This is a genomic window from Polynucleobacter sp. MWH-Berg-3C6, from assembly GCF_018881855.1.
Lineage (GTDB): Bacteria > Pseudomonadota > Gammaproteobacteria > Burkholderiales > Burkholderiaceae > Polynucleobacter.
In genome coordinates, this window is the sequence record NZ_JACVPN010000002.1 from 46842 (window position 1) to 70698 (window position 23857).

21 protein-coding genes, 1 other RNA gene and 1 pseudogene are annotated in these 23857 nt (G+C 46.7%); 7 read left to right on the forward strand and 16 right to left on the reverse strand.

Translation table 11 applies throughout. The features are described from left to right. Window positions 1–4: 4 nt before the first annotated feature. The 11 genes and pseudogenes from ICN13_RS05205 to gyrA all read right to left on the reverse strand — a co-directional run bounded on the left by ICN13_RS05205 (window position 5) and on the right by gyrA (window position 13849). Window positions 5–1369, reverse strand: a complete 1365-nt coding sequence (locus ICN13_RS05205) for a UDP-glucose/GDP-mannose dehydrogenase family protein (RefSeq protein WP_216139352.1) — start codon at window positions 1367–1369, stop codon at window positions 5–7. 36 nt (window positions 1370–1405) lie between these two features. Then, window positions 1406–2617, reverse strand: coding sequence for a lipopolysaccharide assembly protein LapB (gene lapB / locus ICN13_RS05210; protein ID WP_216139353.1), 1212 nt, complete (start codon window positions 2615–2617; stop codon window positions 1406–1408). Window positions 2618–2683: 66 nt separating this feature from the next. Next, a pseudogene (locus tag ICN13_RS05215) lies at window positions 2684–3022 on the reverse strand (integration host factor subunit beta); the annotation flags it as partial. Between the two features lie 51 nt (window positions 3023–3073). Next, window positions 3074–4747, reverse strand: a complete 1674-nt coding sequence (gene rpsA, locus ICN13_RS05220; RefSeq protein ID WP_087909260.1) for a 30S ribosomal protein S1 — start codon at window positions 4745–4747, stop codon at window positions 3074–3076. 145 nt (window positions 4748–4892) lie between these two features. Further along, entirely contained in the window at window positions 4893–5555 is a 663-nt protein-coding gene (gene cmk, locus ICN13_RS05225; RefSeq protein ID WP_216139354.1) for a (d)CMP kinase, read from the reverse strand. A gap of 4 nt (window positions 5556–5559) precedes the next feature. Then, complete coding sequence (gene aroA / locus ICN13_RS05230) at window positions 5560–6876, reverse strand: 3-phosphoshikimate 1-carboxyvinyltransferase (protein ID WP_216139554.1); 1317 nt, start codon at window positions 6874–6876, stop codon at window positions 5560–5562. An 8-nt stretch (window positions 6877–6884) separates the two neighbouring features. After that, window positions 6885–7766 (reverse strand): prephenate dehydrogenase/arogenate dehydrogenase family protein, encoded by an 882-nt coding sequence (locus tag ICN13_RS05235; protein ID WP_216139355.1) that lies wholly within the window; start codon window positions 7764–7766, stop codon window positions 6885–6887. A 14-nt stretch (window positions 7767–7780) separates the two neighbouring features. Further along, a complete protein-coding gene (hisC, locus tag ICN13_RS05240; RefSeq protein ID WP_216139356.1) occupies window positions 7781–8899 on the reverse strand; it encodes a histidinol-phosphate transaminase in 1119 nt (372 codons plus the stop codon). A gap of 38 nt (window positions 8900–8937) precedes the next feature. Beyond that, entirely contained in the window at window positions 8938–10017 is a 1080-nt protein-coding gene (gene pheA, locus ICN13_RS05245) for a prephenate dehydratase (protein WP_216139357.1), read from the reverse strand. After that, window positions 10017–11114, reverse strand: coding sequence for a 3-phosphoserine/phosphohydroxythreonine transaminase (gene serC / locus ICN13_RS05250; RefSeq protein ID WP_216139358.1), 1098 nt, complete (start codon window positions 11112–11114; stop codon window positions 10017–10019). The genes pheA and serC overlap by 1 nt, the downstream gene beginning before the upstream one ends. Window positions 11115–11140: 26 nt before the next feature. Further along, window positions 11141–13849, reverse strand: a complete 2709-nt coding sequence (gene gyrA, locus ICN13_RS05255) for a DNA gyrase subunit A (RefSeq protein ID WP_216139359.1) — start codon at window positions 13847–13849, stop codon at window positions 11141–11143. A 160-nt stretch (window positions 13850–14009) separates the two neighbouring features. Here gyrA and ompA point away from each other — a divergent pair, with 160 nt between their 5' ends. The 4 genes from ompA to ssrA all read left to right on the forward strand — a co-directional run bounded on the left by ompA (window position 14010) and on the right by ssrA (window position 16495). After that, on the forward strand, window positions 14010–14588 hold the full coding sequence (gene ompA / locus ICN13_RS05260; RefSeq protein ID WP_216139360.1) for an outer membrane protein OmpA: 579 nt from the start codon (window positions 14010–14012) through the stop codon (window positions 14586–14588). A 97-nt stretch (window positions 14589–14685) separates the two neighbouring features. After that, a complete protein-coding gene (gene ubiG / locus ICN13_RS05265) occupies window positions 14686–15375 on the forward strand; it encodes a bifunctional 2-polyprenyl-6-hydroxyphenol methylase/3-demethylubiquinol 3-O-methyltransferase UbiG (protein WP_216139361.1) in 690 nt (229 codons plus the stop codon). Between the two features lie 8 nt (window positions 15376–15383). Further along, window positions 15384–16064 (forward strand): HAD-IA family hydrolase, encoded by a 681-nt coding sequence (locus ICN13_RS05270; protein ID WP_216139362.1) that lies wholly within the window; start codon window positions 15384–15386, stop codon window positions 16062–16064. A 72-nt stretch (window positions 16065–16136) separates the two neighbouring features. Next, window positions 16137–16495, forward strand: a transfer-messenger RNA (tmRNA) gene (gene ssrA, locus ICN13_RS05275). A gap of 75 nt (window positions 16496–16570) precedes the next feature. Here the strand turns inward: ssrA and ICN13_RS05280 are convergent. Genes ICN13_RS05280 through ICN13_RS05295 form a run of 4 tightly spaced genes read right to left on the reverse strand, consistent with a single transcriptional unit; the run spans window position 16571 to window position 20175 of the window. After that, on the reverse strand, window positions 16571–17728 hold the full coding sequence (locus tag ICN13_RS05280; protein WP_216139363.1) for a class I SAM-dependent methyltransferase: 1158 nt from the start codon (window positions 17726–17728) through the stop codon (window positions 16571–16573). Window positions 17729–17742: 14 nt separating this feature from the next. Further along, window positions 17743–18597 (reverse strand): pirin family protein, encoded by an 855-nt coding sequence (locus ICN13_RS05285; RefSeq protein WP_216139364.1) that lies wholly within the window; start codon window positions 18595–18597, stop codon window positions 17743–17745. 15 nt (window positions 18598–18612) lie between these two features. Next, window positions 18613–19164 carry a carboxymuconolactone decarboxylase family protein gene (locus ICN13_RS05290; RefSeq protein WP_216139365.1) on the reverse strand — a complete coding sequence of 184 codons (552 nt, stop codon included), beginning with the start codon at window positions 19162–19164 and terminating at the stop codon, window positions 18613–18615. Between the two features lie 9 nt (window positions 19165–19173). Continuing rightward, window positions 19174–20175 carry a tripartite tricarboxylate transporter substrate binding protein gene (locus ICN13_RS05295; RefSeq protein ID WP_216139366.1) on the reverse strand — a complete coding sequence of 334 codons (1002 nt, stop codon included), beginning with the start codon at window positions 20173–20175 and terminating at the stop codon, window positions 19174–19176. 88 nt (window positions 20176–20263) lie between these two features. Here ICN13_RS05295 and ICN13_RS05300 point away from each other — a divergent pair, with 88 nt between their 5' ends. Continuing rightward, a complete protein-coding gene (locus tag ICN13_RS05300; protein ID WP_216139367.1) occupies window positions 20264–21034 on the forward strand; it encodes a sulfurtransferase in 771 nt (256 codons plus the stop codon). Window positions 21035–21039: 5 nt separating this feature from the next. Here ICN13_RS05300 and ICN13_RS05305 read toward each other — a convergent pair whose 3' ends face one another. After that, a complete protein-coding gene (locus ICN13_RS05305) occupies window positions 21040–21342 on the reverse strand; it encodes an antibiotic biosynthesis monooxygenase (RefSeq protein ID WP_216139368.1) in 303 nt (100 codons plus the stop codon). A gap of 90 nt (window positions 21343–21432) precedes the next feature. On the opposite strand from ICN13_RS05305, the gene ICN13_RS05310 reads away from it, so the two are divergent. After that, window positions 21433–22431 carry a tripartite tricarboxylate transporter substrate binding protein gene (locus ICN13_RS05310; protein ID WP_216139369.1) on the forward strand — a complete coding sequence of 333 codons (999 nt, stop codon included), beginning with the start codon at window positions 21433–21435 and terminating at the stop codon, window positions 22429–22431. Between the two features lie 43 nt (window positions 22432–22474). After that, window positions 22475–23848 (forward strand): MmgE/PrpD family protein, encoded by a 1374-nt coding sequence (locus tag ICN13_RS05315; RefSeq protein WP_216139370.1) that lies wholly within the window; start codon window positions 22475–22477, stop codon window positions 23846–23848. Window positions 23849–23857 lie beyond the last annotated feature (9 nt).

The window sequence follows — 23857 nt, forward strand, 5'->3', positions numbered from 1 at the left end:
TTACTTAATTATGTCGCCCAATACCGTAGTACTCAATACCCAATTCCCGCATAGCGCTTGGTTCATAGAGATTACGGCCATCAAAAATGATCGGGCGTGTCAGTTTTTGCATCACTTGCTCAAAATCCGGACTGCGGAAAGCTTTCCACTCAGTAACAATCACCAGGGCATCGCATCCATCTAATGCTGCCATTGGGTTGTCTACCATGGAGACTTTCTTGAGACCCTCTGAATTACCCTTGAAGTCTGCCTCAAAAGAATGTTGGGCTTCAATCATTGCCACGGGATCGTGGGCAACCACGGAGGCACCACGTTTTACTAATTCTTGAATGATTACACGACTTGGAGCTTCACGCATATCGTCGGTATTGGGCTTAAAGGCTAATCCCCAAAGCGCAAACTTCATACCGTTCAGATCTTTACCAAAGCGTTTTTCGATCTTTTCAACCAAGATATATTTCTGGAGCTCATTCACCGCTTCTACAGCATCTAAAATCTTGAGATCTCTGCCATGCTCCCTGGCTGTTTTGGAAAGGGCTGAAACGTCCTTTGGAAAACAAGAGCCACCGTAACCAGTTCCTGAATATAAAAATCCATAACCAATACGTGAGTCAGAGCCAATACCTTGGCGTACTGCTTCAATGTCTGCGCCAACTAAGTCTGCCAAGTTTGCCAACTCATTCATAAAAGAGATACGGGTAGCTAACATGGCATTCGCAGCATACTTCGTTAACTCTGCACTCTTCACATCCATGTAATAGGTACGTTCATGGTGACGATTAAATGGCGCATAGAGTTTGCGCATCTGCTCTTTAGCTCGCAAGCCTGCTGGCGTATTTTCTGTGCCAATGACGATTCGGTCGGGGCGCATGAAGTCTTCAACCGCTGCACCTTCTTTTAAAAACTCTGGATTAGAAACCACTGAACACAAGTCAGCTGGCTGACCTCTTTTGTCCAACTCTTCTCTAATAGCGGCAGATACTTTGTCTGCAGTGCCTACTGGCACGGTTGATTTATCAACAATGACTTTGGGGGTTGTCACATAACGACCAATATTGCGAGCAGCAGCCACAACATATTGGAGATCAGCGGAACCATCTTCATCAGGAGGTGTGCCCACTGCAATAAATTGAATATCTCCGTGGGCAACAGATGCTGCAATATCAGTAGAGAACTGCAATCTACCCGCAGCGCGATTGCGCTCAATCATTTCTTTCAATCCTGGCTCATAAATCGGTACGCCGCCAGAATTGAGAATATCGATTTTTTTAGGATCTAGATCCAAGCAGAAAACGTTATTACCCTGCTCAGCCAAGCAAGCGCCAGTAACTAAACCTACGTAACCGCTGCCGATGATGGTGACTTTCAAACGAGCTCCTAATCAATCTCTAATCTATTCAAGATGTCACATTGAGGGGCCGCTGGGTGCAGCTCCTTCAGTACGTCTTGGGGAGTATGCCTCCCAATTATTACAACCAGGACACTGCCAATAGAATCTACGAGCCCTAAAACCACAATTGCCGCAAGTATATCTAGCTAGACTCGTAGTACGCTGACGCAAGAGGTTCAGAATGGATTGCAATTCCAAAACTCTCTCCGGATTAGCGCTACCCTCTTCTAATGCAAGTCGGGTTTCGGCCAACTTCGATAGAGCACTCAAACTAGGGGAATGCTGCATGACATCAGCAAGCATGATGTTTGCCGCTTGAGGCCCCCGAATTTTCATGAGTTGCTTATGAACCAGATCCAATAGCTCACCAGAAGCTTGGGTCTTCAATAAATCGCACAGAAGATCCAAGCCTGCATCAACCTGGTTAACTGCGGTATGGGCAGTCATCCAGCGATCTGCTAATAAATGCATATAAGCTGGGTGAGATGCAGCCACCAAACTCCAAGCATCAATTGCTTGCGAGGGACGCTCCATAGCCATTAAGTAATCGCCTTGCAAAATCAATGCACGAGCATGATTTGGAACTGCTTGCAAAGCTCTCTGTATCGACTGCTCAGCTTCCTGTAGATCTTTGCGACGCAGTGCTTCTTGCCCCAACTCACAATGAAACTGGGCAATCTCAGTCTGATGTGTTTTACCTTGTAGCGTCTCTAGCTCATGGGCGGCAATGATGGCTTTTTTCCAGTCACGCTCAACTTGATACATCTCAAGCAAGCTTTCTTTTGCTGGAACTGCAAACTTACCTTCACCCACACGATTTAAGGAAGCCTCAGCACGATCCAATAAACCAGCCCGCAGAAAATCACGGCCTAACTCATAGGCGGCATGGTCTCGATCGCGCGGCTTTAAGTCATCACGATTAGCTAAGTGCTGGTGAACTCTAATGGCCCGCTCAGTTTCACCGCGGCGACGAAATAAATTACCTAAAGAAAAATGTAACTCAACTGTTTCAGGATCTAATTGCGCAATTTTGACGAGCGTTTCAATCGCCTGATCAGGCTGTTCATTTAATAGCAGGCTCAGACCCTTGAAGGTTGAACGCTGCTGACGCATACGTTCGCGCTCATCCATCCGATTCTCAAGACGCAAATCCCAGCGTGATGCTAGCCACCCAATACCAAACATGACTGGTAGCAGCAATAGCCAAGATGTCGCTATCTGAATCATGGCGTGCAGAAATTAAATAAAAAAATGGCCCGAATGGACCACTGAGGATGAGCCTGAATGTTAGGCACCAGAACCCTCTTTGGGGCCCGCCTGTTTTAGTGGCTTGTAATCCACTCGTTCACGCAGCTCTTTGCCAGGCTTGAAATGCGGAACGCGTTTTTCTGGAATCAACACCTTATCGCCAGACTTGGGATTGCGACCAGTACGCGCAGGACGATGATGAAGTACAAAACTTCCTACGCCGCGCAACTCAATACGCTTACCCTCAGCCAAAGCATGAGTCATTGTGTCCAGCAAAGTTTTTACTGCTAACTCCACATCCCTAGGCAAAAGCTGCGGAAATTGTTCCGCGAGGCTCTCCACGAGTTCGGAGCGAGTAATGGCTTGTTGCTCTTGATCTGTCATGATCTATCAAAAAAGATCGCCGCCTTCCTAGTGGAAAGCGGCGATATTGCTTTAACCCTGATTGTCCATTTTTGCTTTTAACAAAGCACCCAAATTGGTTGTGCCAGACTGCGCATCACCTTGGAGCTTGCTCATTGCATCTTGTTGATCAGAACTGTCTTTTGCTTTGATTGAAAGATTGATTACACGTGACTTACGATCAATATTAATGATCATTGCAGTTACGCTATCGCCTTCTTTCAATACATTACGTGCATCTTCAACGCGATCGGTTGAGATCTCAGAAGCACGCAAGTAAGCTTCAACTTCATCAGCGAGGTGAATTGTTGCACCCTTAGCATCAACGGCCTTCACAGTACCAGTAACAAGGCTACCCTTGTCGCTTACGGACGTGTAGTTATTGAATGGGTCGCCAGACAATTGCTTGATACCAAGAGAGATACGCTCTTTCTCAACATCAATTGCCAATACAGTGGCTTCAACTTCATCACCTTTTTTGTATTTCTTAACAGCTTCTTCGCCTGGTTCATTCCAAGAGATATCAGAGAGATGAACCAAACCATCGATGCCGCCAGGCAAGCCAATGAACACACCAAAGTCAGTAATAGACTTGATTGCGCCAGTAAGCTTGTCACCTTTTTGCTGAGCACGTGAGAATTCTTCCCATGGATTTGCTTTGCACTGCTTGATGCCCAAGCTGATACGACGCTTGTCTTCATCAATATCCAGAACCATCACTTCAACTTCGGTTCCTAATGCTGTAGCTTTGCTTGGAGCAACGTTCTTGTTAGTCCAATCCATTTCAGAAACGTGTACCAAACCTTCGATACCAGATTCGATTTCAACGAATGCGCCGTAATCAGTCAAGTTGGTTACTTTGCCGAATAAACGGGTGTTCGGTGGGTAACGACGAGCGATACCAACCCATGGATCATCACCAAGTTGCTTCACGCCGAGTGAAACACGGTTCTTCTCTTGATCGAACTTCAAAATCTTCGCGGTAACTTCTTGACCAACAGTTAACATCTCGCTTGGGTGACGTACGCGACGCCATGCCAAATCAGTAATGTGCAAGAGGCCATCGATACCACCGAGGTCAACGAACGCGCCGTAATCAGTGATGTTCTTAACGAGGCCAGTAACCACTGCGCCTTCTTTAAGGTTAGACATCAACTTAGCACGCTCTTCACCTTGGCTAGCTTCAACCACCGCACGACGTGACAACACTACGTTGTTACGCTTACGATCAAGCTTGATAACCTTGAACTCCATCGTCTTACCTTCGTAAGGGCTGGTGTCTTTAATTGGACGTGTGTCAACGAGTGATCCAGGCAAGAATGCGCGGATACCGTTTACCATCACAGTCAAGCCGCCTTTAACCTTACCAGTAACAGTACCGGTAACGATCTCAGCTTGCTCGAGAGCTTTTTCCAAATTCATCCATGATGCCAAGCGCTTCGCTTTATCACGGGAGAGGATGGTGTCGCCATAGCCGTTTTCAAGGGCATCGATAGCAACAGAAACGAAATCGCCAGGCGCTACTTCAATCTCGCCAGCGTCGTTATGGAATTCTTCAACAGGAATAAACGCTTCAGACTTTAAGCCAGCGTTAACAACGACGAAGTTATGGTCGATGCGAAGAACTTCAGCCGAAATAACTTGGCCGGTCTTCATATTCGATCGGGTTAATGATTCTTCAAATAATTCTGCAAATGATTCAGACATGTGTATTCACTTTGTGCCGCCAGAAGGCCCGACGGGTTAGGTTAAAAAAGTCTTTAAGAAACACGCTAATGAAATAATCGCGTTGTGGAGTTTCTTAAGACGCCAAAACTACTTCTACAACTCACTGCTTTTACTACCTACAAAACTAAACAATCGCAGATTGGTACCAATCCAAAACCGTCTTAACCGCTTGATCTATCGATAAATCTGATGTTTCAAGCACTTTTGCACCATCTGCAACTAACAAGGGTGCGGTACCTCGACTACTGTCTCTGGCATCGCGCTCCTGCAAATCTTGCAGTAAGTCAGTAAGTTTAGCAGAAATTCCCTTAGCTATCAATTGCTTATAGCGACGTTCAGCTCTGGCAGCGGCAGTTGCAGTCAAAAAAACCTTCAAAACTGCGTCTGGGAATATCACGCTGGCCATATCCCTGCCATCAGCCACCAAGCCCGGAGACTGCCGAAAACTACGCTGTAGACCCACTAAAGCCGACCGCACCTCAGGGTGAACCGCCAAGGTTGAGGCCCTGAGGCCGATGTTCTCAGTGCGTATGGCGTCTGTAACATCCTCGCCATCCAAGAAAATCTTCGAGTTTTTGAATGAAATCAATAACTTAGGGACTAAAAGGCCTAATTCTGGGCCATTTTTAACGTCGATTCCCTGTTTTTCGCTGGCCAGAGCCACCAAGCGATAAAGTGCCCCGCTATCCAGATAATGAAACCCCAACTTTTCTGCCACCAAAGAAGCAACCGTACCTTTACCTGATGCAGTCGGTCCATCGATTGCAATGACTGGGTAAGCACTCATGAGATCAACTCACTACCTTTGCAAATTCGGCAAAGTACGTTGGGAAAGTTTTAGCGACGCAATTGGGATCGTTAATTTTCAAAGTATTGGGGCCAAAAGCTGCAAGCGAGAAACACATTGCCATGCGATGGTCATCATAAGTATCAATACCTTCGTTTGGTGACTTCCATTCGCTATGTGATGGCGCATTCACAACGATATAGTCAGCACCCTCTTCAACCGTTGCACCAACTTTTCTTAATTCTGTTGCCATGGCAGCAATGCGATCAGTTTCTTTCACGCGCCAACTCGCAATATTATTTAAGCGTGTAGGACCTTCGGCAAACAAGGCTGCAATCGCAAGAGTCATTGCCGCATCCGGAATTTCTGTGCAATCCATTGTGATGCCATTGAGTTTGCCATTGGCATTTTTTACGCCAGATACTTCAATCCAATCCTCGCCAGCAGAAATCTTAGCGCCCATCAATGCAAGTGCATCAGCAAATGCCACATCACCCTGAATGCTGTTATCCCCGACACCCAGCACTCTTACAGGGCCGCCGCCTATAGCGCCTAGGGCTAAGAAGTAAGAGGCAGAAGAAGCATCGCCTTCAACTGATAGTTGACCAGGACTCTTATAAACTGCATCCGATGTTTTTTCTGGAATCACAAATGACTGCGCATCAGGACAAGCAACATGAACCCCGAAACGTGCCATCAACTTGAGAGTGATATCGATGTAGGGACGTGAAATGAGTTCGCCAATCACTTCAATACGAACAGGATCGTTTGCCACTAATGGCAAAGCCATGAGCAATGCTGTTAAGAATTGGCTTGATACATCACCACGCACTTTCACTACATCTTGAATCTGAATATTTGCTGCAGAAATCTGAATCGGTGGGTAGCCTTCTTGTAATTCATATTCAATTTTGGCGCCTACTTGACGCAAACCATCAACCAAATCGCGAATCGGTCTTTCATGCATGCGAGCAACACCAGATAGGCGATAGTTACCTCCTTGCATTGCCAGTGCTGCCGTCAAGGGACGAATAGCTGTACCAGCATTCCCCATAAATAGATCTGCTTCACGCACCGGAAAGCGGCCATTACAACCCTCCACTACACAAACCTTGTCAGCTTGGTCGGTGACCGATAGGCCTAGCTGGCGCAAAGCATTGCGCATGACCTGTGTGTCATCTGCATCTAGCAAGTTGGTGAGTGTTGTAGTGCCTGAAGAAAGCGCTGCTAGTAAGAGTGCACGATTAGAAATACTTTTGGAACCAGGCAAAACAATCGAGCCCTGAGCTCGCGTAAATGGGCCAATCTGAAGGCTAGGCAAATGACCCATCAAGCCTCATCCAAGTTTTGTCGTGCTTTGCTAGCTTTATTGAACAACTTTTCTAGACCTGCGCCATCATTTTCGGAAACCAATTTACGTAGATGATTAACGATCAATAAATACTGATCCAACTCTTTGAGAATGGCGGTCCGGTTACCCAAACAAATATCACGCCACATTTCTGGGCTAGAGGCAGCAATACGGGTGAAGTCTTTAAAGCCAGCGCCCACATGATCTAACTTTTGATCAGCATCTTCTGAGTTCACAACACTGGCCATTAGGGCATAGGAAAGCAGGTGTGGAAGATGGGATACAGCTGCATAAATAGCATCATGCTGCACACTGCCAATTTTTTTCACCACCGAACCAACTGACTCCCAGAAACCCACAATCAAGGCCGTGTCTTCAGGGGAGTTCTCTTGCAAAGGGCAAACAATCGTTTGCTTGCCCTGAAATAAATCTACCTTTGCAGCACTAGCTCCATGCTGCGCTCCACCAGCAATCGGGTGAGCTGGCACAAACTGACAAGCTCTTTTACCCAACACCTCTTTTGCAGCCAAGATGACATCACCCTTGGTGCTGCCTGCATCAGTAATCATGGTGCGCGGCTCAAGATGCGGCTCCATCACTTCAAAGGCAGCACGCATTTGGGCAACTGGCACGCAAAGCACAATCACATCCGATTGTTTTGCTGCTTCTACTAAATCCACTACACCATCAATCGCACCCATCTTTTGCGCTTGCTCTAAATTTGCTTTACTACGACCAACACCCAAGACCTTAGTTACCACCCCCGCTTTCTTGAGAGCTAAACCTAAAGATGCGCCAATCAGGCCAACACCAACAATGGTGACTGTGCCGTAATTGCTAGCTGGATTAATAATGGTCATAGATGAATATCTTTTTACGCCAAGATGGCCTTAAGTGCCTCAATGAAAGCTGCATTCTCTTGAGGTAAGCCAATTGAGATGCGCAACCATTGTGGTAAACCGTAATTACCCACTGGCCGAACGATGATGCCGCGTTTGAGCAATTCCAAATTAATCCGCGCGCCTGCTTGATCATCATCACCCACTTTAACTAAAACAAAGTTTCCCGCAGATGGTAGGTAGGTGAGATTGAATTGCTCAAATGCTTTAGTGAGCTGCAGGTAACCAGCACGATTTAATTCAAAACCTTCTTGCAAAAATGCTTTGTCCTGAAATGCTGCAATTGCTGCAGCTTGGGCAAGACTATTGACATTGAATGGCTGGCGAATACGATTAAGTAAATCCGTTAAATGAGGCTGAGCAACACCATATCCAATCCGAAGGCCAGCAAGACCATAGGCTTTAGAGAAGCTTCGCGACAAGATCATATTTGGGAAGCGCTTCACCCAAGCAAGCGCGTCATAACGCTGCTCTGGTGTGAGGTATTCGTTATAGGCCTCATCCAACACAACCACAACATGTGATGGCACTCCCATCAGAAAATCTTCAATCTCTTTTGCATTGAGATAACTACCAGTGGGATTATTGGGGTTAGCAATGAAAGCTAATTTTGCTTTATCTCCAGCAGCCTTAATCGCCGCTAGCATTGCCGGCAAATCATGGCCATAACTCTCGGTAGCATTAACTTCAACTGCCTTAGCCCCCACCGCTTGGGTTGCTAGGGGATAAACGGCAAATGCATGTTTAGAAAAGAACACTTCGTCGCCCGCTTGCGCAACAGCACGTGCCGCTAATTCCAGAATGTCATTACTACCATTACCGAGCGTAATCCAATCAGTTGGAACGCCCAAGGAGTCGGCAAGCACATTCTTAAGCTCAAAACCATTGGAGTCTGGATAACGGCCTAAATCCCCTGCTGCTTTGAGCATCGCATCTTGGGCAGACTTTGGCATACCCAATGGATTTTCATTGGAAGCCAATTTCACAATCTTGTTTTCGTCCAAACCATACTCACGAGCTACCTCGCTGATGGGGCGTCCACCAACATAAGGCGCAATGTCGTGAATGTGTTTTAGACCAATCTTAGATGTCATTTGGCTTTGCTAATGTGTTTACTAATTTTCAAAATTACTTAAGCAGAGTGCGGATAAGATCCCAAGTTCTTATAGAACGCTGCAGTTTCTTTTAACTCCTCTAGGGCCTTCACCACTTTGGCATCATCTGCATGGCCAGCTATGTCAATGTAAAAGTGATATTCCCAAGTACCTTTGCGTGCAGGACGAGACTCAAAACGGTTCATCGAGACACCATGCTTTGCCAAAGGAGCTAATAGACGGTGTACGGCACCTGGTTGGTTATCAACAGAGAGAACTAAAGATGTCTGATCTTTACCGGTTGGCTGACATTCATAAGCACCAACGACAACAAAGCGAGTACGGTTATGCGGATCATCCTGAATCTGAGCCGCTACTGCCTGCAAACCATAAGTCTCTTGTGCGGGATCACCAGCAATTGCAGCCAAAGTTGGATCACTGGCAGCTAAGCGGGCTGCCTCAGCATTGCTACTGACGGCCTGACGCTTTAAATGTGGTGCATGCACGCTCAACCATTGTTGGCACTGTGCCAAAGCTTGTGCATGAGCACACACTGTTGTCACGCCATCCAGATTTCCACTCTTCGTTAAGAGATGATGACGAATCGGCAGCACTACCTCGCCGCTAATACGCATTGAAGAATCTAATAACAAATCCAATGTACGTGAAATAGCGCCTTCACTAGAGTTCTCAACCGGCACAACACCAAATTGCGCCGCGCCCTTCTCTACTGATTTAAAGACCTCATCAAGACTTGCGCAAGGTAAGCCAGCAATCGAGTGACCGAAATAAGTTTGGGCAGCCTGCTCAGAGAATGTGCCTGCTGGTCCAAGATAAGCAATCGTTTGACGAGCCTCTAAAGCCCTGCAGGCGGACATGACCTCACGCCAAATGGCTGCAATGCCATCAGGCAATAAAGGTCCAGCATTGATTTCTTGAAGACGAGCAACAACCTGGCGCTCACGCTCAGGACGAAACACTGGCGATGAGAAACCACCTTTGACATGACCAACTTCTTGCGCTGCTTTAGCACGCTGCGTCAGCAAATCTAAAATCTCTGCATCTAATGCATCGATTTTTTCTCGCAGGGGAGCTAAGCGCTGTTCTTCAGTACTCATTAAGCCCGCCTTTCAAAATCACGCATAAATTCAATTAAAGCCTTGACACCTTCGATGGGCATCGCATTGTAAATACTTGCACGCATACCACCTGCTGCCTTATGCCCACGCAATGCAACCAAACCAGCAGCATTTGATTGCGCCAAGAATTCCGCATTCAAAGATTCATCTTTTAAGAAGAAGGTGACATTCATACGAGAGCGATATTGTTTTTCAACACGATTCTCATACAAACTGCTTTGATCTAAAAACTGATAGAGCAAGTCAGATTTTTCTTGGTTGCGCTTTTCAATAACCTTAACACCGCCCTGCTTAAGAAGCCACTTAAATCCTAAGCCAGCCATGTAAATTGAGAAAGTCGGCGGTGTATTGATCATCGATTGAGTGCCGGCCTGGACAGACCAGTCCCAAATCAAGGGGGTGATCCCCATAGAGTGGCCTATCAAGTCTTTACGGACGATCACAATCGTCACGCCGGATGGACCAATGTTTTTCTGAGCACCGCCGAACCAGACGCCACACTCCGTGATATCCATTTCCTTGGAAAGGATGTTGCTAGAAATATCTGCGACCAATGGAACATTGCCAACATCGGGCACATCTGGAAACTCAACGCCACCGATAGTCTCATTGGCACAGTAAAGAACATATGCCGCATCATTCGATAGCTCCCAAGTGTTTCTTGGGGGAATGGTATTGAACTTTTCTGCAGCAGACGTAGCCGCCAAATTAGCTGTGCCGTACTTTTGCGCTTCTTTATATGATTTCTCTGACCATATGCCAGTAACAATGTAATCCGCCTTCGGGCCGTTCTTAGCCAAAGGCATGAGATTCATTGGGATAGCTGCATTTTGTCCAAGACCACCGCCTTGCAAGAGCAAAATTTCGTAGTTACTCGGAATATTCATCAAGGTGCGCAGATCCTGCACCACCTCTTCGTAAACTTCCATGAATTCTTTGCTGCGATGGCTAATCTCCATCACACTTGTGCCGAGTCCCCGCCAATTGAGCATTTCATCAGCAGCTTGCTTCAATACCTCTTCAGGCAAAGTAGCCGGCCCCGCAGCGAAATTAAAGATGCGGCGGTCGAAGCTCATAGTCTTAGCTCATTAATGGTGACGCCTTACGCGTCACCTGCCGCATCAGGAGTTGCATCAGTCGCTGAATCGGAAGATACGTCTCCCTCTTCTACCTCATCGCCCTCATCATCCGAATCACTCTCAGCAATTCGTTGCAAGCCAGATAAACGAGTACCTTCATCAACGTTAATCAAGGTAACACCTTGCGTTGCGCGACCCATCTCACGAATTTCGGATACACGGGTACGCACCAAGACACCACCAGTGGTGATCAACATGATTTGATCTTCTGGAGATACCAATGCAGCAGCAACTACTTTGCCATTACGCTCAGAGGTTTGAATCGCAATCATTCCTTTGGTGCCACGACCATGACGGGTGTACTCAGTAATTGGCGTACGCTTACCGTAACCATTTTCAGTTGCGGTTAAGACGCTACTTGGAATTGCAATGCCATTCGCATCAACGACTGCAGCTTCAGCGCCCTCAGCAGCTTCTGCTGGAGCAACCAACATCGCAATGACCTGATGACCATCGCCAAGATTCATACCGCGGACACCGCGTGCAGTACGGCCCATTGGACGAACATCGTTCTCATCAAAACGAACTGCTTTACCAGCATCCGAGAAAAGCATCACATCGTGCTGACCATCGGTAATCGCTGCACCAACTAGGAAGTCATTCTCATTGAGATCAACAGCAATAATGCCGGCCTTACGTGGATTAGAGAAGTCAGACAAACGGGTCTTCTTCACTGTACCCAGGCTGGTTGCCATAAAGACGTAATGATCATCTTGGTATCCCTTAATCGGGAGAATCACAGTGATCTTTTCGCCTTCAATCAATGGGAACATATTGACGATTGGCTTACCGCGTGAAGTACGACTACCTTGTGGCACTTCCCAAACTTTGAGCCAATACATGCGGCCACGGTCAGAGAAGCACAGAATCGTATCGTGCGTATTTGCTACGAATAAAGTGTCAATCCAATCTTCATCCTTAGTAGCAGCTGCTTGCTTGCCACGACCACCGCGTTTTTGCGCACGGTATTCGCTGAGCGGTTGACTCTTCATGTAACCAGTGTGAGAAAGTGTCACCACCATATCTTGCGGCGTAATCAAATCTTCCGTAAAGAGTTCAGTAGCATTCATTTCAATGAATGAGCGACGGCCACTATCACCGCCAGCTTTGCCAAACTCTGCTTGAACTTCTTTGAGCTCGCTTTCGATCACTTGAGTGACGCGCTCTGGCTTTGCTAGCAAATCTAACAAGTCAGAAATTTCTGCCATCACTTCTTTGTATTCGTTAACAATCTTGTCTTGTTCAAGACCTGTCAAACGTTGCAAACGCATTTGCAAAATTTCTTGCGCTTGACTATCGGAGAGACGATACAAGCCAGTAGTCTGCATGCCGTACTCAGGCAGTAAGCCCTCAGGGCGGTAAGCATTTCGGCCACCCGGTGTATCCGTCTCAGCACGCGCCAACATCTCACGCACCATCGAGGAATCCCAAGCCTTGCCCATCAACTCTTGCTTAGCGATCACAGGATTTGCGGCAGCTTTAATAATCGCGATGAACTCATCGATGTTTGCTAGTGCAACAGCCAAGCCTTCTAAGACGTGGCCACGCTCACGTGCTTTACGCAATTCAAAAATGGTGCGACGTGTCACTACTTCACGACGATGCTGCAAGAAGTACTCGAGCATTTGCTTCAAATTGAGCAAGCGTGGTTGGTTATCGACCAATGCCACCATGTTCATACCGAAGTTATCTTGTAGCTGAGTGCTCTTATACAAATTATTCAAAACGACTTCTGGCACTTCGCCGCGTTTCAATTCAATCACAACGCGCATACCGGATTTATCTGATTCATCACGCAAATCAGAAATGCCCTCTACTTTTTTCTCATTCACCAACTCAGCAATACGCTCGAGTAAGTTCTTTTTGTTAACTTGATATGGCAACTCATCAACGATGATCGCTTGACGCGCACCCTTGTCGATATCTTCAAAGTGAGTCTTGGCGCGCATCACAACGCGACCACGACCAGTGCGGTAGCCCTCGCGAACACCTTGAACGCCGTAAATAATGCCGGCAGTCGGGAAATCAGGCGCCGGAATGATCTCAATGAGCTCGTCAATCGAGCATTCTGGGTTGTGGAGGACGTGTAAACAGGCTGTAACTACCTCATCTAGGTTATGAGGGGGGATATTGGTCGCCATGCCTACAGCGATGCCAGAACTGCCATTAATCAGCAAATTAGGCACTTTGGCAGGCAGAATCAGGGGTTCTTTCTCGCTACCGTCGTAATTTGGCCCAAAATCGACGGTTTCCTTGTCCAAATCAGCCAGTAGCTCATGAGCTATCTTGCGCAGGCGGATTTCGGTATACCGCATTGCAGCAGCGTTATCGCCGTCTACGGAGCCAAAGTTGCCCTGGCCGTCAACAAGCATATAGCGCAGGGAGAAATCCTGGGCCATACGAACAATGGTGTCATAGACCGCAGAATCACCGTGCGGATGGTATTTACCGATTACATCGCCAACTATACGGGCAGATTTTTTGTAAGCTCGGTTCCAATCGTTGTTTAATTCATACATCGCGAATAAGACCCGGCGGTGAACCGGCTTGAGACCGTCACGCACGTCTGGCAGGGCTCTGCCGACGATCACGCTCATTGCGTAGTCCAAATAGGACCGCCGCATTTCGTCTTCGAGGGATATTGGTAGTGTTTCTTTAGCGGCTTGTTCCATCCATAAATAATATCATTTTGATGACAGGTAGCCCCTATGCTAAGATTCTGTCAGTTTGTACGAAATTGAGATGTGTCGCTTTGCGGTTTTTTGCTTCAAAGTAGGGCGAATTACATTTAAGTTTGACTTTAATTAAAAAAGAGATTTTTGAGGACTAAAAATGAACAAAACCCTAAAACTGATGCTTGCTGGTGTAATTACTGTTGCTGCTTCTGCTGCTTCTGCTCAAAACGTTGACAACTGGACCAACGGTTCTGGTACAGCATGGAAAAACGGCGACGGCACATTGTGCTGGCGTGATGCTAGCTGGACTCCTGCAACAGCTGCTAAAGGTTGCGACGGCGCATTGACTGCTGCTGCTCCTGCTGCTTCTGGCGTTAGCCAAAGCAAGATCACTTTGCAAGCTGACACACTCTATGACTTTGACAAAGCTACATTGAAGCCAGAAGGCCAAGCTACTTTGGACAAGATCGCTAGAGATTTAAGCAAGATCAAATTAGAAGTAATTATTGCTGTTGGTAACACCGACAGCGTTGGTTCAGATGCATACAACATGGCCCTCGGTCAGCGTCGTGCGCAATCCGTAAAAGCATACTTGGTAAGCAAGGGTGTTGACGGTAGCCGCATCTACACAGAATCAAAAGGCAAGAGCAATCCAGTTGCAAGCAATGCAACTGCTGAAGGCCGCGCTAAGAACCGCCGTACCGACATCGAAGTTGTTGGTACAGCTGCTAAGTAATTCTCCTTACTTGTAAAAAAGCCCGCTTCTTGCGGGCTTTTTTATTTCCGCTATATTCGTAGAATCCTTCAATAGCCTTATACAAAGTCCATCCACCATGAACGTCGACCAATCTGAAATTGCTAAATTTAGCGCCCTAGCCCATCGTTGGTGGGATCCTAATAGCGAATTCAAGCCACTTCATGCTATCAATCCATTGCGCCTCAATTGGATTAAATCCTTCGTGAATCTAGAAGGTAAAAAAGTAGTGGATATTGGTTGCGGCGGTGGCATCCTTGCCGAATCCATTTCTCAATCCGGTGCTGACACTACTGGTATCGATCTCTCTGAAAAAGCACTCAAGGTAGCTGAGTTGCATGCATTAGAAGTAGGTGCAAACCTAACTTACCGATCTATCTCTGCTGAAGAATTAGCTGAAGAACAGCCAGAGCAATACGATGTGGTCACTTGCATGGAGATGCTTGAGCATGTACCAGACCCCATGTCGGTAGTTCGTGCCTGCGCTAAGCTTTGCAAACCAGGCGGCACTCTTTTTTTCAGCACCCTAAATCGCAATCCGAAGTCCTACTTATTTGCCATTATTGGGGCGGAATATATCCTCAGGCTGCTCCCCAAAGGCACTCACGAATACGCCAAATTCATTAAGCCATCAGAACTTGTTGCTTTTACCCGCAATGCAGGTCTAGAGATGATCGGCATTAAAGGCCTTGGTTACAACCCACTTACCCAGGTCTATAGCCTCAGTGATGATGTCACCGTCAATTACATGATTGCCGTTCGGAAGTGACCCTAAGTGTGAGCAACACATCTAGCCCCTATCACGGCGTCTTTTTTGACTTAGATGGCACCTTAGCCGATACGGCACCTGATTTGGTTGCTGCCACCAATCAACTACTGGTGGCCCGCAATCTCGCGCCCAAGCCTTATGAACTTCTGCGCCCCCATGCCTCCGCTGGAGCGCGTGGTCTTCTAGAGGGTGCTTTTGGGATCACCCCTGATCACCCTGACTTCATCTCACTACGGGATGAGTTTTATGAAAACTATGAAAAAGCAATTCTTGTCCACAGCAAATTATTTGATGGAACAGAACATTTGTTAGAGCAAATGGAAAAAGCCAGCCTTCCCTGGGGAATCGTTACTAACAAAAGCGAGCGTTTCACAAATCCACTCACTGATCTGATGGGTTTGCGACAAAGAGCCGTTTCAACGGTTTCTGGCGATACAACACCACATTCAAAACCACATCCAGAACCAATTTTGCACGCCGCCAGAATTGCTAATATTGATCCCACAAAATCAGTTTATGTAGGCGATGACATTCGCGATGTGCTTGCAGGCAAAGCTGCGGGCATGCTCACAGTTGCTGCCGCATACGGTTATTGCGGCTGTAAAGAGCCTCCTGCGCTCTGGGGAGCGGATTACATCATTAACCATCCTCTCGATTTATTGCAAATCATCTTCCCCAATAGGGGATAACAACACTTCCAAAAGATATTGGGCAATTTAAGGCTGGCGGCTTTAAAATAGAGATTCCTATGCATGAACTCCGGGGTCGACATGGTTTCGACGTGGATTACAAAGCATCAAGGGCATACCGAGGACCCGTTATCTCGTAAATCAATGGGAATGTAATAACTGCTAACGACGAACGTTACGCACTAGCCGCTTAATTGCGGTTGCCCCTGAACTGATTCTCTCTTGGGTCAGGTAGCGCAAGCTACATCAGGGTCATATACAAGAGATAAGACTATTTCGTGTCACGAGGGATAGTACGAAAACTTAGTGAATCGTCAGCGAGGAACGTGTCAATCTGTGCCTAACTGATTAAATTAAATGATATGACTAAGTATGTAGAACTTGTTGTGGAGGATTTGCGGACGCGGGTTCGATTCCCGCCGACTCCACCATATAAAGCAAACCCCTCTGAATTTTGGAGGGGTTTTGTTTTTGATCTTTTGCTTTTGATCTTTTATTACTTCATTTTATTTGGCGCTCAAACGCCACAGTGAGGTAGTTTCTTTCGATCTCGCAGCATAGAGCGCATCCGCTTTATCAAACACTTTTTTGTGCTGCGGCTTGGTATCCAAACGAGCAATAACTTTTAAGTCAGCAGCTTCAAACCAGGAGAGTAATTCTTCTCTCGATCTCAAGCCTAAATGTTCAGCTAAATCTGAAAGAATGAGCCAGCCTTCACCGCCAGGCAATAAATGATCTTTTAATTTACTCAGAAATCCTTTCAGCATCTGGCTTTCTGGGTCATATACCGCATGCTCGAGAGAGGAGCTAGGCCTAGCTGGTAACCAGGGTGGGTTACAAACAATCAGCGCTGCTTTTTCTGCTGGGAATAAATTGGTTTTCTGAATTTCAATCTGATCACTTAAGCGCAGCCGCTCAATGTTTTCTTTAGCACAAGCAATCGCACGATCATCCTGATCGGTTGCAATAATCTTTTTGATTTCTCGCATTGCTAGCACCACTGAGAGTACGCCAGTACCGACACCAATATCAAACGCCATTGAATTTTTCTGGATAGCGGTAGGTAGTGGCGCCTTGAGAACTAGCTCAATATATTCTCCACGAATTGGCGAGAACACACCGTAATGCGGATGAATACGAATCTCCTCCTCATCTCTTGCAAGAACTGGTACACCCTTCTTGCGCCACTCATGAGCACTGATAACACCAAGTAATTCCCTTAAGGAGACAAGATACGGTTCAGTCTGCTCCCCATAAGCCTCAAAACATGCCTTGGCAACATCAGGTGCACGTCTTAATGAAATGCTGTGATCAGCGTTAATCGGAATCAGTACCATGCCTAAAATACGTGCTCTTTGAGATTGCGCTAAACGATGCAAATTGAAAATATCTAAGGGGGTTTTAGTTTTCTCTTTTGCGACTCTATCGGCTCGAGTAGATTTCTTCGATGGCTTATCAACCCTTCTCACCAAAGCTTGTAAAAGCTGCCTAGCATTCTGAAAGTCGCCCTTGTACAGCATTGCAGTGCCTTCACAAGCTAAACGATAAGCAATGTCAGCGGTTAAGGTGTCGTCAGCGATTTGGATCTTTTGATGTGGTGCGATGCCATTTTCTGAATGCCACTTTGCTAAGTGGATTTGACCACCATCATCCCATTGGATCATCACTTGAGTGGCACCTAGGCAAATACAAAGCGATTATTTTGATAATCACTGATCGCCTGTTCAATCTCAGCGCGGGTGTTCATCACAAAAGGGCCGTATTGCACAATCGGTTCGTGCAAAGGCAATGCTGCTAGTACGATAAATTCAGCGCCCGAATCTCCCGCCTTGGCTTTGAAGCGATCCCCATCACCAAGAACAATGGCTGCTTGCTTGGGAACCATCTGTATAGGTTCACCCACCTCAAGATCGCCTTCATACACATAGACAAATGCATTGAGCTCTTGAGGAATGCGATGCTCGAACTCTGCATTTGGGGGTAGATGGACATCCAGGAATAATGGTGCAGTTGTAATCCCCTGAATTGGGCCGTGAACTTCGTTGCCTTCATGTTCATAAGAGCCTGCAATCACTTTGACAGATCCACTATTAGCCAAAGATACGCTGGGAATATCTTCTACTTGGATATCTTTGTATCCAGCAGGCTTCATCTTTTCTACTGCGGGTAAATTAATCCACAACTGAAAGCCACGCATTGCACCGCTCACTTGTTGCGGCATCTCTGAATGAATAATGCCGCGTCCGGCTGTCATCCACTGCACGCCACCCGTTTTTAAATGGCCTTGATTGCCTAAATGATCCTCATGCAGCATATGGCCTTCCAGCATATAGGTCACAGTCTCAAACCCACGATGTGGATGAGCCGGAAAGCCCGCAACATAGTCATTTGGATCATTAGATGAAAACTCATCGAGCATCAAAAATGGATCTAATCTGACTTGTTGCTGACCACCCAGACTGCGGCGCAGTTTAACGCCTGCGCCATCTGAAGTGGCAACACCAGGAATAATGGTTTGAATGTTACGGATCATCTCTTAGATATTCAATTAAGCAGGAGGATGGCCTTCAGGATTAACATCTAATGCAATCAAGAAACGTGAGACCATGTTGTAAGCGGCAATTACTGTTACCAACTCAACCGTATCAGTGCTTCCCAATTCTTTTTGCAGACGTTTCATTAATTCAGAATCCACTTTGATATTGCGAGTCATCTGAAAAGTTAAATCAGCAGCATCATTTTCAACTTGGGTAAACAGATTTCTGGGGAAGCTTGCTTGACCAATCAGTCGAAGTCCTTGTACTTGCTCTTCGGTACCGCCAGCCTTCTTAAAAGGAGGTGCATGATGAAAGAACTCGTACTCAGCGCCATTGAGAACGGCTACACCACACATTGCTAGCTCTCGCAGCTTAGGGTCCAATGAAAGGTTGTTGCGAATTTCACCAATGAAATGATTCCAACCCTCTGCAATTGGAACGCTATGAAGAAGCATTCGGTCCAAATTAATAAACTGGCCGCCACGTCTTTTGCGAATAGCAGCAACCAGCTCAGCCGGCTCTGCTAAATCCATTGGTTGATAAGGAATTAAACGTTCAGACATATCTTCTTTCTACTGAGCAGTTTCTTTAATGTTGTTCTCAATCACGAACTTGCCCCAGATACCAATTTGTTTGCCGATAAATTCACGGGCAGTTTCAGGAGTGCCGCCAATAATCTCAATCCCTTGGGATTTAAATTTCTCAGCAACTGCTGGGGTTTTCAAAGCTTTGTTTAAAGCCTTATTCATCGCATCCACAATTGCAGTTGGCGTTTTTCCTGGTGCTAATACTGCCCACCATGCTGGTGCGCTAAAGCCTGGGAAGCCACTTTCAGAAACCGTAGGCACATTAGGTAAGCCCGGTACTCGCTTGGCTGTAGTGATTACCAAGGGAATCACACCGCCACTATCCACATGGGGCTTAACCAAAAACTCTGAACCAACTGCTAACTGTACTTGTCCGCCTAAAGCATCTTGCATCAAAGGGCCGCCGCCACGATAAGGAATGTGATTCCAGTCAAAGCCTGCTTGCTTGGCAAGACGCGCCATTGATAAATGGCCTAAGCTACCAATACCAATCGAGCCATAACTAAATGGCTTACCCGCCTTAGACATCTCTGTGAGCTGTTTGAAACTGGTGATGCCTGAGTTTTTACTTGCCACTAAAACCATTGGTGAAGTGCCCACCAAAATAACAGGCGCGATATCTTTAATCGTATCGTAGGGAAGCTTATCTTTCAGACTTGGATTAACGCCGTGCGTATCAAATACCACGGCAAAGGTATAACCATCTGCATCAGCCCTTGTCAAAGCTGCTGTCCCAATGACCCCAGAAGCGCCACCAATATTTTCCACAATGACGTTTTGTTTTAATTCAGCTTGCAAAGCTGGAGCTAACACACGAGCCACTTGGTCAACCGAACCACCGGGCGGGAATACTGCAATCATCCGAATGGGTTTTTGGGTAGGCCAAGACCCCACTCCGGTCGTCTGGGCAACTGCTACGCTGACCGCCCCCAAGGCGAAGAAGGCTGAAAATAGGGCTCTTTTGGCCATTTTGGCTAGATACAGCATGGGTTGTCTCCTTTGAATAAGGCCTCAAGATTACCACCCCTAAGGCCTATTTGCTCGATAATATCGGGGTAGCTTGAAGAGAGAAAAAATGAAGTTGATTTTGAATATTGCCGCATATTTATTTGTCAGCCTTGATGGCCTGCCAGACTTGCGCACCAAAATGCTGAACGAATGCAACAGCCGTGGGCTGAAAGGCACCATTTTGCTTACGGGCGAGGGTATCAATATGTTTCTAGCCGGCAAAGAGATGGAGTTGCGTGGCTTTTTGGATTGGTTACGTGAAGATCCACGCTTTCAACCGCTTCAAGCAAAAGAAAGTTGGTCAGATGAGCAGCCGTTTAAAAAGATGCTGATCAAGCTGAAGAATGAAATTATTCGGATGAACCACCCTGCGATTCGTCCTGAAGAAGGTCGCGCCAATTTCATTACCCCAAAGAAACTACAAGAGTGGTTAGATCGCGGTACTGATGACCTGGGGCGTCCGGTGGTAATGGTCGACACTCGCAATGCATTTGAAGTTGACTATGGCACCTTTGAAAATGCACTGCACTTCAATATTGAAAAGTTCACAGAGTTTCCGCAAGCAATTGCGGCCCACAAAGATGAGCTTGCAGATAAAACCTTAGTGAGTTTTTGTACTGGCGGAATTCGTTGTGAAAAGTCAGGACTTTATATGCGTGAGATTGGTATGGAACATAGTTACCAACTCGAAGGCGGCATTCTCAAATATTTTGAGGAAGTTGGCTCCGCGCACTACCAAGGAAGTTGCTTTGTCTTTGATGAACGCGAAGCCCTTGAGCCTAACCTAGACTCTATCCCCATCGAGCACTCGGTCAGGAAGAAGCTAAAAGTAGGCTAAATAACCTAAGCTGACTTTCCAACCAAAGTCATATGTTCGACATGGGGTGGCTTAGCAAAGTAGGGACCAACAATGGCGCGCCAATCAGCGAAGGCTGCAGACCCCCGAAAATCCACTGTATGGTTCTCCAGAGTGTCCCAATAAATCATTAACAAGTAGCGGGATGGGGTTTCTATGCTGTGATTTACTTTATAGCCCTGAAAGCCCTTTGCCTTCGAAATCACGGTCTCCACTCCCCGCACAATGGCTTCCTCGAAGTCTTTCTGCTTGGATGGGTCAATTTCTAGGTCGCAATGCTCCAAAATCATATGGTTTCCTTCATAAAAGAGATGTCTTATCAATAGTAAACTTACTCCATCAGATTGTATTCATACGCAACAATAATCCGGATTTAAGACATGTCTAACGCTATTAATCGGCCAATGCCGATTTTTTTATCCTTCATTACCGCCATTGTGGGCTTGTGTATATGCCTGGGGGCTCAAGCACAAAGCGCTACTGCCTACCCTGTTAAACCGATCAAGCTCATTGCTCCTGTTGCAGCTGGCGGAGGACTGGATAACATTGCACGAGCTGTAGCAGAAAAACTCTCTCGCTCACTTGGTCAGACTGTCGTAGTGGAAAACATGGGTGGCGGTGGTGGCTCGATCGCATCTCAGGCAACTGCTAAAGCGCCGGCCGATGGTTACACACTGATGATCGCCTACGTCGGCACCCATGGAACTAACCCTGCAGTTCGCAGACTCCCTTACGACGCTCTTAAAGACTTCACGCCAATTGGCATGATTGGCGCAACCCCTAATGTCTTGATCATTAACCCAGAGCTAGCGATCAAAAACTTTAAAGAGTTCGTGGATTACGCCAAGAAGAATCCCACTAAATTAAGTTACGGTTCAGCAGGTCCTGGCACTCTCACCCATCTAGGTATGGAACAGTTGAAACTCGCCGCAGGAATATTTATGGTTCACGTACCCTACCGTGGTGTAGGTCCTGCCTATACTGATTTACTTGCAGGTCAAACTCAAGCGATGTTCCCCACCCTATTTGCAGCGCTACCTTATATCAATACCAATCGAGTTAGAGGCCTGGCAATTACTGGCTCTAAGCGTAGTTCAGCGGCACCAACGATTCCAACCTTTAAGGAGTTAGGCTATAACGGCTTTGATGGTCAACAATGGTATGGCTTAGTTGGTCCAGCGAATCTACCGCCTGCAATCGTCGCAAAATTAAATACCGAACTCAATCAGGTACTCGCTTTACCTGACTTCTCAGAAAAAATGACGAGTGAGGCAATGACATTAATGCCAATGACTCCTTCGCAGTTTGGAAATTACATCAAAGAGGATATCGCGCGCTGGGCCAAAGTGGCTAAAGATCGCCATATTGAAATTGACTAATTCGATACATACCCAATCAATCTCACTATTTATAGGAAATAATATGTCTCACGCTATTGCTGCTGCAGCTGATCTCAATGCACCGCCAGTTACTAAAATTCTGGCGGAATTTGTTACCTCTCATCCAAGCCAAGGGTGGACGCCTGAAGTTGATCATGAGGCACATCGCACTTTCTTGAACTGGTTAGGTTGCGCTATTGGTGCCGCAAACCATGAGAGCGTCGAATCCTCTTTAGCAGCTATTCGAGAATTTCAGCCGGCTGCACAAGCAAGCATCTTAGGGCGCAAGGACAAGGTAGATATGGGCGGTGCCGCTTTAATTAACGGCATTAGTTCCCATACCTTTGACTTTGATGACACTCACCTCAAGACGGTGATTCATCCTGCAGGTCCAGTCGCTTCTGCGATCTTGGCATTGGGTGAGCATATCAATGCCAATGGCCGCCAGATCATTGATTCGCTTGTCCTAGGTATTGACGTTGCCTGCCGCGTTGGCAATGCAATGTATCCAGATCACTACCATCGTGGTTGGCACATCACCGGCTCTACCGGAATGTTGGGCTCTGCAGCAGCATGTTCACGCCTGCTGGGCTTAGACGCTCATAAAACTACTATGGCCCTCGGTATCGCTGCTTCACAACCGGTTGGTATGCGTGAACAATTTGGCACTATGACCAAACCCTTTCACCCAGGTGGCGCTGCGCGTGCAGGTCAACTCTCCGCACTATTAGCCAAGCACGGCTTTACTGCCAGTCCAAAAGCACTCGAAGCAGGTCGCGGCTATATGCAAACCGTTTCCACTAAATGTGACTGGGCAGAAATTGATCGCGCATTAGGCAAATCCTTTGAGATTTCATTAAATACCTATAAACCTTTTGCTTGCGGTATCGTGATTCACCCAGCAATTGATGCTTGCGCACAATTACGTGCTCAAGGGGTTAAAGCAGAAGATGTAGAGCGCATTGAATTACGTGCCCATCCACTCGTATTAGAGTTAACTGGCAAGAAAACACCTAAGGATGGCCTAGAAGGTAAGTTCAGTGTGTACCACGGTTGCGCCGTTGGTTTGATCTTTGGTCAAGCTGGTGAAGGTGAGTATGCTGACGACATCGTCAATCGCGCTGATGTTGTGGCCTTGCGTGCCAAGGTCAACGCCACTACAGATACTTCAATCGACGAAGCTTCTGTTGATGTCAAGGCTTTCCTGAAGAACGGAAAAGAAGTGCATATCTTTGTGAAGAATGCGATTGGTTCAGTAGAGAACCCAATGACCGATGAAAATTTAGAGCAGAAGTTCACAAGCCTTGCTGAGCCAGTCATTGGCGCAGAAAAGACTCGTCAACTTATTTCTGCACTCTGGAAATTAGGTCAAACATCCGATCTCAAGCAGATTATCAATCTCTGCACCCCAAATTAATTCACCAGA